General features: G+C 60.9%; 9 protein-coding genes, 1 tRNA gene and 1 pseudogene. 2 read left to right on the forward strand and 9 right to left on the reverse strand.

Annotation, left to right across the window (positions count from 1 at the left end; genetic code table 11):
• Nucleotides 1–561, reverse strand: a pseudogene (locus RI518_RS07205) (isocitrate lyase); the annotation flags it as partial.
• A gap of 121 nt (nt 562–682) precedes the next feature.
• Here RI518_RS07205 and RI518_RS07210 point away from each other — a divergent pair.
• Nucleotides 683–2,125, forward strand: a complete 1,443-nt coding sequence (locus RI518_RS07210; RefSeq protein WP_310672401.1) for a helix-turn-helix domain-containing protein — start codon at nt 683–685, stop codon at nt 2,123–2,125.
• Nucleotides 2,126–2,303: 178 nt separating this feature from the next.
• On the opposite strand, the gene mnhG is transcribed toward RI518_RS07210, so the two are convergent.
• The 8 genes from mnhG to RI518_RS07250 form a co-directional block, all read right to left on the reverse strand.
• Nucleotides 2,304–2,654, reverse strand: coding sequence for a monovalent cation/H(+) antiporter subunit G (mnhG, locus tag RI518_RS07215; RefSeq protein WP_310689719.1), 351 nt, complete (start codon nt 2,652–2,654; stop codon nt 2,304–2,306).
• An 8-nt stretch (nt 2,655–2,662) separates the two neighbouring features.
• Complete coding sequence (locus RI518_RS07220; RefSeq protein ID WP_310672295.1) at nt 2,663–2,929, reverse strand: monovalent cation/H+ antiporter complex subunit F; 267 nt, start codon at nt 2,927–2,929, stop codon at nt 2,663–2,665.
• The gene (locus tag RI518_RS07225) at nt 2,926–3,318 is read right to left on the reverse strand and encodes a Na+/H+ antiporter subunit E (protein WP_310672294.1); all 393 of its coding nucleotides are present in this window, start codon (nt 3,316–3,318) and stop codon (nt 2,926–2,928) included. The genes RI518_RS07220 and RI518_RS07225 overlap by 4 nt, the downstream gene beginning before the upstream one ends.
• Nucleotides 3,315–4,934 carry a monovalent cation/H+ antiporter subunit D family protein gene (locus tag RI518_RS07230; protein WP_310689724.1) on the reverse strand — a complete coding sequence of 540 codons (1,620 nt, stop codon included), beginning with the start codon at nt 4,932–4,934 and terminating at the stop codon, nt 3,315–3,317. Before RI518_RS07230 ends, RI518_RS07225 begins: the two co-directional genes overlap by 4 nt.
• Before the next feature lie 5 nt (nt 4,935–4,939).
• Nucleotides 4,940–5,383, reverse strand: coding sequence for a cation:proton antiporter subunit C (locus RI518_RS07235; protein ID WP_310689720.1), 444 nt, complete (start codon nt 5,381–5,383; stop codon nt 4,940–4,942).
• Entirely contained in the window at nt 5,380–8,364 is a 2,985-nt protein-coding gene (mbhE, locus tag RI518_RS07240) for a hydrogen gas-evolving membrane-bound hydrogenase subunit E (protein ID WP_310689721.1), read from the reverse strand. Before mbhE ends, RI518_RS07235 begins: the two co-directional genes overlap by 4 nt.
• A 299-nt stretch (nt 8,365–8,663) precedes the next feature.
• Nucleotides 8,664–8,739: transfer RNA gene (locus RI518_RS07245), tRNA-Thr, on the reverse strand.
• A 332-nt stretch (nt 8,740–9,071) separates the two neighbouring features.
• The gene (locus RI518_RS07250; protein WP_310689722.1) at nt 9,072–9,350 is read right to left on the reverse strand and encodes a 2TM domain-containing protein; all 279 of its coding nucleotides are present in this window, start codon (nt 9,348–9,350) and stop codon (nt 9,072–9,074) included.
• A gap of 118 nt (nt 9,351–9,468) precedes the next feature.
• Here RI518_RS07250 and RI518_RS07255 point away from each other — a divergent pair, with 118 nt between their 5' ends.
• Nucleotides 9,469–9,939, forward strand: coding sequence for a nucleotidyltransferase domain-containing protein (locus RI518_RS07255; protein WP_310689723.1), 471 nt, complete (start codon nt 9,469–9,471; stop codon nt 9,937–9,939).
• The last annotated feature ends 180 nt before the right edge of the window (nt 9,940–10,119 follow it).

Below are 10,119 nucleotides of genomic sequence, written 5' to 3' on the forward strand. Positions count from 1 at the left end.
GTCCTCCCAGTGCACGCCGGCGGCACCGGCCCCAATCATTTGGGTCATCAGCTCATACGCATTGAGTGGTCCACCGAAACCGGCTTCCGCGTCGGCGACGATGGGCACCATCCAGTCGCGGGTGGTCGACTCCTCGGTGAATTCGATTTGTCCGGCGCGCATCAGGGCGTTGTTGATCCGGCGCACCACGGCCGGGACGGAATTTGCCGGGTAGAGGCTCTGGTCGGGGTAGGTCTGGCCGGAGAGGTTGGCGTCTCCGGCGACCTGCCAACCCGAGAGGTAGATCGCCTTTAATCCCGCTCGTACCTGCTGGACCGCTTGGTTGCCGGTGAGGGCTCCCAGTGCACTAATCCACTCGCGGGGGTCCTCGTTTTGCTGAATGAGCTCCCACAGCCTGTCGGCACCTCGCCTCGCAAGGGTGTGCTCTTCTTGGACGGGCCCGCGCAGGGCAATCACGTCGTCGGCGGTGTAGTCGCGGCGGATGCCGCTCCAGCGTGGATTGCTCGCCCACTGGGATTCGAGGTCCGCGGCCGTTTCGGTCGGTGTTCCGATCTGTGTCATCGTGTGCTCCTTGAAAATATGTGCTGTGGAACCCATCTTTTCCCCACTGAAGAGAAAAAGTTCTGGTGGCAGCAAAGAAATCCGGCTATATTTCTCGAATAAGAAATTCAGGGGGTTATCGATGTCCTTTATCTCTGATGAGCCGATTGATTCGCTCGTGGTCGGAAAAACCATCCGGCTGAAACGTCTCGAACAGGGCCTCACGTTGGCCCAGCTGGCGGACACAATCGGGCGAGCCACGAGTTACCTCTCCGGAATCGAAAATGGCAAGAAAGACCCGAAGCTCGTCGAGCTCACCACCATCGCCGCCGCGTTGGACACCTCGCTCAACGAATTGCTCACCCCGCAGACCCCCACAGGGCGCGAGGGCCTGGAGATTGAATGGGAACGGGCGGTGCGCAGCCACCTCTACCAGCAGACCGGGCTGCCACAGTTTTCGATGCGCAAAAGTGTCCCCGACGACGTGCTCGCCGCCCTCGTCGGTCTCTACGGTGAATGGGAAAAGGAACACCAAAACCGCGCCGCGACCCCGGAGGAAGCCAGAAGGGCCAACACCGACCTTCGCTACCAAATGCGCGAGCGCCACAATTACTTTGCCGAACTAGAAGAGTTGGCCCACAGCCTGCACGCCGCCATCGGCCACAGCTCGGGACCACTCTCGCAGCGTCTCGCCTCAGATTTGGCCTCGCACTTGGGCTTCAGCCTCCACTACGTGCCCGACCTGCCGCCGGCGACGCGCAGCGTCACCGATTCCCGACACATGCGCATTTATCTCCCGCGCACCACCCAGAGCGATCCGCGAATCGTGCTCCTCCAAGCACTCTCCGCCCACGCGTTGGGGCTGCCGCCAATTACGACCTACCGCGACTTCCTGCACCAGCGGGTGGAAATCAACTACCTCGCCAGCGCGCTACTCATCGACGAAAAATCCGCCGTCACCTTTCTGACCGAGGCGAAGAAGAAGCGAGAACTCGCCGTCGAAGACCTCCGAGACCACTACGCGGTGACTTACGAAACGGCCGCCCACCGCTTCACGAACCTCGCGACCGAACACCTCGGAATTCCCGTGCACTTTTTGAAAACCAGCGCGGCCGGCACCCTCTACAAGGCCTACGAAAATGACGGCGTACTCTTCCCGGCCGACCCGCTCGGCGCAGTGGAGGGCCAAAGCGTGTGTAAAAAGTGGAGTGCCCGCCAAGTGTTCAAACAAGACGACCGCCTCACGCCCTTCCACCAGTATTCGGATAAACCAAACGGCACGTACTGGTGCACCTCAAAAATTGAATCCACCAGCCGTGGGGATTTCTCTATCTCCGTGGGCACGCCCTTCGATCACGTCAAATGGTTTCGCGGACGAGAGACCAATCGTCGGGGAATGTCGACCTGCCCGGACGACTCCTGCTGCCGGGTTCCTCCCGCCGAACTGGCCACTAAGTGGAAGGACAACGCCCGCCCTCAATCTGAAATGAACACGGCATTGATCGCCGCCATGCCGAAAGGACCCACTCCCGGAGTCGATGAGAGCGCCGTACTCGAGTTTCTCGAGCAACACTCACCGGCGTAAACCTGCATGGTCCGACACGGCACACGGTGTCCCCGCCACAAGGGGCACCGGTCAGGGGCCACCCAGCTCGTCGCGTAACGCCTCGAGTACTGGGCACGCGCTGGTCACCTGATGGGTGTCGACTGTGCCCGTCGAGGCCTGCGGCGATCGGCGCCCTCGGCGCACGGAGCGCTTCGCCTCAAGGCGATTTCGAACCCTCTGCGGTGGCCTGCTCGGCGAGCTCGTCGGGCACCGTCGTGTCGACCGGCTTACTGCCACTCATGTAGCTGGCACGGGCGAGCACGAAACTGCCGATCGCGCTGGTGAGCAGTTGGGCGATGATCGCAAAGATGCCCTTGATGAGGTTCAGCGTGCTGAAATCGAGCACCACCACCCCCACGATCATCAGCGACACCCCTAAACCGGCCGCGGTGCCAATGGCGCTAGTGCGGGTGTAGACATCGGGTAGCTTCAACAGGCCCACCGCCGCACTGGCAATAATCGCAGCACCCAGAATCAACAGCGCGCTGCCCACCACGGTGGTCACCATGTCCCCACTCACCGTTTGCTCCCCTGGATCAAGCGCGCCAAGGACAACACCGAGAGGAAGCCGAGCAGGGCCGCAATGAGAATGACGTCCATTACCGCATCGATGGTTAACCACACACCGATCACCGCAACGGCGCCAATAAAGGCGAAGAAAATCAGATCACCCGCCACCGCCGAGTTACCGGCGGTGGGGCCCCGCCACGCTCGCACCACGGCAAAGACGATGGACAGCGCCAAAAGCCCCAGTACTACTACCACCACGATGTCGGGAATCATGCGACACCTCCCTGTGCGAGGCTACGACTGGGACGGGCGCGAAGACCAAACAGTAGTCGGTCGTGTGTCGCACGAAGCGATGCACGAAAACCCTCCGGGTCTCCGGCCACAAACATTCCGTGTACAAACATGCTGCCTTCTTCCCGGTCGACGGCGATGACCAGGGTGTCCGGGGTGATGGTGATCAGTGCCAGCAATAGTGTCACTTCCGTATCGCTCAGCTCATCCATCGACAGCTTCACGATCCCCGGCTCTGGCACTTTCCCCGGGGTCACAATCAGTGCAACGACGTGAAGACTGGTCAGCACAAACTGGCCAATAAACCAGCCGAGGAAGCCGAGCAGCCGCAGCGGCAGACTCCAGGGGGAAGCGTGTGGTGAACGGCTCATTGTCCCAACACCGCCCTCACGTAATCGCCGGTGTCGAGCAGGCCATGACTGGCCTGCTCAGCCCAGTGCAGCAGAAATTCGCCGCCTAGGCCCAGTGCGACGGAGATTCCCGCCAGGATCAGCGCCGGGAGAATGAGAGACGTGCGCACCCGGGTGCCGCGGTGGTCGTGTGGATCGTCATCGGCGCCGAGGATTCCCCGAGGCGCTTCGGTGTGTTCGACCGCGTGGGCGGCTTCTTCGGCCACTTCGTCCTCATCGACGGCATCAGAGTCGTAGAGGCCCCTTCGGGTGCGAATGCGCTCCCGGGCGGCCAGCGTTTCCACGTCGGCGTGGCGTTTACCGTTAAACATTTCCGCCCAGATCTTCATCATCGCCATCAGCACAAAAAGGCTCACGACAACGAGCAGTCCGGCGACGACGACTTCACCGGCATCAGCACTGGCCAACACCAACACGTATTTCGCCACAAACCCCGAAAAGGGCGGCAAACCCGCCAGCGACAGTGCCCCAATCACAAACACGCCCGTCACGAGATGCTCACGGATACGAAGCCCCGAGACTTTATCGAGCCGGCCAGAGCCGTAGGTGTGTTCGATGGCGCTGGCGGCGAGTAACAGCGAGCCCATGACCACCATGTGGTGGACCATATAGGCGATGCCGGCGGTGAGCCCCAACGGGGTGAACAGCCCGACGCCCACCAGAATGAACCCAATACCGCTCACCATTTGAAACAGCAGCAGGGATCGAATATCGCGCTCGCCCAAGGCTGCAAAGGCCCCCACCACGAGAGTCACTGAAGCGAGCACCACAATCGCTGCCATCCAGGCGCTCTCGCCTTCGAAGATGACCGCACTAATGCGGTAAACCACGTAGACGGCGACTTTGGTGTGGAGGCCAGAAAACAGCGCGGCGACGGCCGGAGATGCGGAGGCATACGCCCGGGTCAGCCAACCGTGCACGGGAAAGACTGCCGCTTTCACGCCGAGGGCGGCCAAGATCACGGCGGTGGCGATTGCCGTCGCCGGGTCCACTCCGGCACCGGCCAACGCCGCCAGATTCACTGTGCCCTGGAGTGCGTACATCAAACCCACACCGGCCAAAAACAGTGTCGAGGCGAGGAGGTTCACCACGACGTACAGCCTCGAAGCGGCCATGTTGCCCCGGCGGCTCAGGAAAATGAGCAGACCGTAGGAGGGAAGCAACATCACTTCGATAAACACGAAAAGGTTAAACAGGTCCGCAGTCAGCAGCGCCCCGGCGACCCCGCCGATCAGAATCAGCACCAGTCCCGGGATGGAGGGGCTGCGGCTCTCGCCACTGACGATCATGTACTGAAAACTCACCACTGAGACGAGGGCGGCCGCTGTCAACATCAGCGCAGCGAAAGTATCGGCCACAAAGGCGATGGCGATGCCCTCCGGCCACAGGGCAATCTGATGGGCCACCACGGTCCCCCCGGAGGTCACCACCAACACGGTGATGGCACCAGCCAGCACCGCCAGCAGTGACCCCATCCCCACAATGGGTTGCAAGGGGTGATTGCGCGGCACGACAAACAACACCCCACCGAGTAGAAGAGGCGCACCCACAAAGAGTGGCAACAGCAGTTCCACCATGTCGATCACCCGAGATCACCGTCCCCGTGTTTTGAGGTGCTTTTCGCGGTGCCGTTTGAGGTTCCGGTGGCGGAGTCTTTGGCGGAGTCTTTGGCGGAATCTTTGGCGGTGCCTTGTGTGCTGCCTTCCCCGTCCGATTGGGTGGGGTCAGCCTCAGTGTCATCGTCGCCCCGACCCACCACGGCGAAGGTTGCAAGCACCACGGTGATCGCAAAGGCAATCACAATGGCGGTCAACACAAAAGCTTGCGGCAGGGGGTCGGCCGCCATTGACGTGTCACCGTCACTAAAGGGTGCGTCTCGCCTCGCGACTCCGCCTGCCGCAATGATGAGGAGGTTGACCGCGTGGGTGAGCAGGACAAAGCCCAAGATGATGCGAATCATCCCGCGCTGTAAGACCAGGAAGACTCCGGCCGCCGCCAATAGTCCAATACTGAGCGCCAGACTCATGAGCGACCTCCCGTCGTGGGGTGGTCAGCAGCCTGTGTCGGCGGTTCATCCGTGCCGGTCCGACCGGCACCGGCATGCTCCTTTTCACGCGGCGCTATCTCACGCGCAGTGGGAACGGGACCCGCGATCAGGACCGGTCCGGCCTGGCTGCTGGGCTCGATGTCGCTCTCGCGCACACCACCCAGTTCGTTAATCACCGCAATGATGATGGCCAATACGGCCAGGTACACCCCCAGGTCAAAGACCATGGCACTGGTGAAGCCATACTCACCGCCCCACGGCAGGGGAATATCGAAGCGCACCGGCTTCAGGAATGAACCCACCGCGTATCCCCACACTCCACTGAGGACAGCCACGATGACCCCGGCGGACAAAAGCCCCCGATAGGGCCAGGCCACCGGAGCCCCACGGTCCGCCCGCGCGCCCAAATAGGCAAGCCCAAAACCGGTGGCCCCCACCAGCGCCGCGATGAAACCGCCACCGGCCTCGTAGTGACCCCGCCAAAACAGGTGAAACGACAACAGGATGATGAACGGGGCAGCCCAGCGCGCGAGCATTCGCACCGGCAGGGTGTTATCCGTGGTGCGCGCGAGAGCCGAGCTGGCCCACACCGCCACATCGGAGGTGCGCTCAGCGATCATCGGGCGGGAGCGAAGAATCCCGATCAACACAATTCCCGCCACCGCGATGACGGTCAGTTCACCGAACGTGTCGAGAGCACGGTAGTCGACCAAAATGGTGTTGACCACGTTGGTGCCACCGGTGTCCTGATACGCCTCGTCGAGAAAATACTGTCCGACCGGGGACATGTCGCGGCGGCCGGTAAACCAGAGGGTCACCACAGTGGTCACCACTCCGACCCCTAGGGCAATGACCGCAGTGACCACCTGGCGTGAGCGGGCCACCGCATGGAACACGGCAGGAAGCCTGCGCAAAATCAGCACCAGGGCCACCACGGTGAGTAACTCCACCAGCAATTGGGTGAGGCCCACATCGACAGCGCCTAGGGCGAAGAACCACAGTGCGACGACAAAGCCTGCACTACCCACCAACACCAGCGCGATCAGACGAGACCGGGTGAGGACCGCGGGAATCACGGTGGCCACCAGGAGTCCCAACCAGACCACGTCACTCCACGGCTCCGCTGAGGGCACGAGGTTTCCCACCGAGGGGATGGTCACGAGGGCCACCGCGGTGACGACACCCACAATGATCCATGGGGCACCCAAGTGCTGCGTGGGGACATCGGTGCGGGTGGCATTACCCACCCTCAGTCCCAGTGAGATCGCTCCGGTGCGAATCGCTTCAACCACGTCGATGGCCTTAAAACTAAGGATTCGACGCTCAAAGAAAACATCTAGCCGCCGCCGCTGAGTGATCGCAAGAGTGCCCACGCCAATGATGGTCAGCGACAGCGCGAGCTCGGTGGTGAATCCGCCAAACAGGGCAAAGCTCGCACCGTAGGATTCGCCTGAGGCGGCGCTGCCGGCTGCCCCCACCAGCGGGTACAACACGGCAATTGCGGGGCCCAGGATCAGACCGATCAGTGCGGGGATGAGCGCGGAGAGAACAAACAACGGTTTCGCTTCACGAGCATCTTCGCGCGGTTCTTGGCCCTCTTCGACTTCAAGAGGGCGGGTGGTTCCCCGGTAGTTGGAAAACGCTCCGAAGAGGATGCGGCCCGTGTAGGCAAAAGTTGTCGCCGAAGCGAACACCGCAATAGCGGCCAGCACTACCCCGACCCACAAGGAGCCACCCGCATCCAACATCTGACCGAGCAGGTACTCCTTGGAAATAAACCCGAGCATGGGGAACACTCCGGCCATCGATAGCCCGGCCAACAGCGTGGTGGCGAAAGTGACGGGCATGCGCCGCCAGAGACCGCGCAACAACCGGATATCTCGGGTACCCGCCTGTCGGTCAACAATTCCCACGACCATAAACAATGAGGCTTTAAAGAGCGCGTGGGCCAGGGTATAAAGCGCGGCAGTAGCCAAGGCCGCAGGTGTGCCGATACCTATGAGCGCGACAATCAGGCCCAACTGACTGATGGTCGAGTTCGCCATGATTTCTTTCAAGTCGAAAGATCGCATAGCGAACAGGGCGCCCATCACCGCCGTGGTGAGCCCGGCAGCAATGAGAATGGACTGCCACACCAAGTTGCCACCGAGGGCGGGAGAAAACAGCATCAGAAGATAGATTCCGGCTTTGACCATGGCTGCCGCATGGAGGTAGGCACTGACAGGCGTCGGAGCCACCATGGCGTCTGGCAACCACATGTGGAACGGAAACTGCGCCGATTTCGTCATCGCAGCCAGGGCCACCAACACCGCAATCGCCGCACTAAAGCCCGGGTCTTCTGACCAGACAGCACTGCTGAGGGCTTCACTCACCACCGTGGTGCCGGTTTGCACCACAATCAAGACCACGGCAAACAGGAGGGACAGCCCACCCATTGCGGTGACCAACAGTGTGCGCACCGCGGGTGCCCCAGCCCGCTCCCCCGAGCGGTTGATGAGAAAAAATGAACACAGGGTGGTGAGTTCCCAGAACACAAAAAGCAAGATGAGGTCGTCTGAGAGGACCAGGCCCGTCATCGCAAAAGCAAACAGCAACATCCACGCGAAATAGCCCGTGTGCGGGTGCACGTTTCGCTCAGACATGTAGCGCGCCGAGTAGGCCATCACGAGGGCGCCAATGCCCAAGACAATAATGAGAAACAGGGCGGATAACCCGTCTAAACGCAGCCCCAACGAGATATCCAGGCTCGGAATCCACGGCACGCTCTCTCGCACCACACCGAGGCCCTCACCAGCGCCATCGTCACCCAGTATTTCTGGCACGCGGACTCCCACGGCAAAGGCCAGAGCCGCGAGGACAGCGGCTGCTAACCAGCCGGCGTTTCGACCAATAACTCTCGTCGCCAACATGGTGACCGCGACGAGTGCCAAGGTGGAAAAAAGAATGGCCGTCAGGGTCACGACGCCACCTGCGGAAAACATGGGCGGGGCATCAAGCTCGAGCGCGTCATGTTCTCCTCATAGTCGGGTTGGTCTCGGTCCCACCACTGAGGCAAAACCGATGCGGCATGCACATCCACGCCCCACACGCCGACCAGGCTTCCCGGCACTCCATGCCTCATCCTACCCGTCGCCCCTCCGGCATCGCCTCAGGGATCGGTATAGAGAAAGCGATGCGGAACTGGCGTTAAGGGGGAATGAAAAAGACCTAAAGCCCGAGAGAAGGGCCTCAGCAGTTTTGACCTTGCCAAAATTTCAGATGGGGCCGCCTGCGGGAATCGAACCCGCGACCTTCTCATTACGAGTGAGACGCTCTACCAACTGAGCTAAGGCGGCAAACGCCTATTAGTATAGGGACTTCCCAGTTTTTTACTGAGACCGAGGGTGTGGGACGTTTCCGACTATTTCCTTGTATTTCCGTCTTTTTTGCGGAACATGTTCGGAATCTAGGTTGGCCGTGGCTCCAGAATTATCCGGTAGCGCTGACGGTTGCAGCGCGGGCGCCTAGCCACGACCTGATTATGTTGTTGGTGGACCCGGCCAGAGACTCCGCCTACAAGGCCTACAAACCTCATGCTCGATGCCATGGGGCCGTCCTCGCAGCACTGGACTTCGAGGAACAGGTCGAGGCGTCGCGTGCTGACGCTCAGAAGCGTGTTAGGAACCCCTTAGGGCTTCCTCTTCATCCGCTCCAACTCGGCATCAATGTCCGCCTCGGTGATGCTCTCGCCAGGACCGTAGGCGTCCCACCAGGATGCGAGAGCGCCAATGCCCATGCCTCCGATGACAAACCCTGGCCAGAACAGTGAGTCGGGCGTGGCAATAAACCAAATGACACTCACTAATGCACCCACCAGGAACCATACAAACAAGTAGCTCTTGAAGTCAGCCTTCTTCTTCAGTCTCTTCTTGGCGAGCGATCGAAGTTCCTCTTCACGTGTTGTCATATGCCAATTTTAGGGCAGTCGAGTGTGGAAGCAAAGCGCTAGCTGAGACGTCGCACCTTCATCACCACGATTTCCAGCACGCCCCCCAACGCGACTAACGAAGCGATAAAATCATTTTATGAGTCTGGTAATCCACTACGAACACGCCGTTCGCGATGCTGAAATCGCGCGAATCGCGCGCGTCATCGCTTTGCGGGCGATGCTGACCGAAGGTCATTCCCAGGCGTCCGTCGCACAACGTTATGGGGTCACCCAACCCGCCATCAGTTACCAGGTGGCCAAAAAGCGCACGAAAGGCGTGCGGCCCAGTGATCTGCTTGAAGCGGGTGGGGCGGTCTTAAGGCAGGTGGCAGGAGACCGTGGATTTCGGCGCCTTGGAGTATTTGGGTCCGTGGCTCGCGGAGAAGACCGACCAGATTCAGATGTGGACTTCATCGTCGAAGCCCCGGAAAATGCAGACCTGTCCGGTCTCCTGCATCTCGAGGAGGCGCTCGGGGCAGTCCTCGGCAGAGATGTCGATCTGGTTACCTATGGAGGGCTTGACCCAGAGTTAGATCGGGACATCCTGAACGATGCGACGCTGGTGTGACGGCGACAGGAACACTAGAGACCGCTTGGGACACACGGCAATAACCCGTGGCGGTCTATTCGACCGAAGCCGGCCGTAGCCAGCGCTTTACGCTGCCGCTTCAGACAGTGGCACTCGAGCACTGATCGCAATCAGCATCGCCTCCAGCGCGAGCTGGGGTGGGGTATTGCCGGCAATCCG

It is taken from the genome of Pontimonas sp. (assembly GCF_031581085.1).
GTDB lineage: Bacteria > Actinomycetota > Actinomycetes > Actinomycetales > Microbacteriaceae > Pontimonas.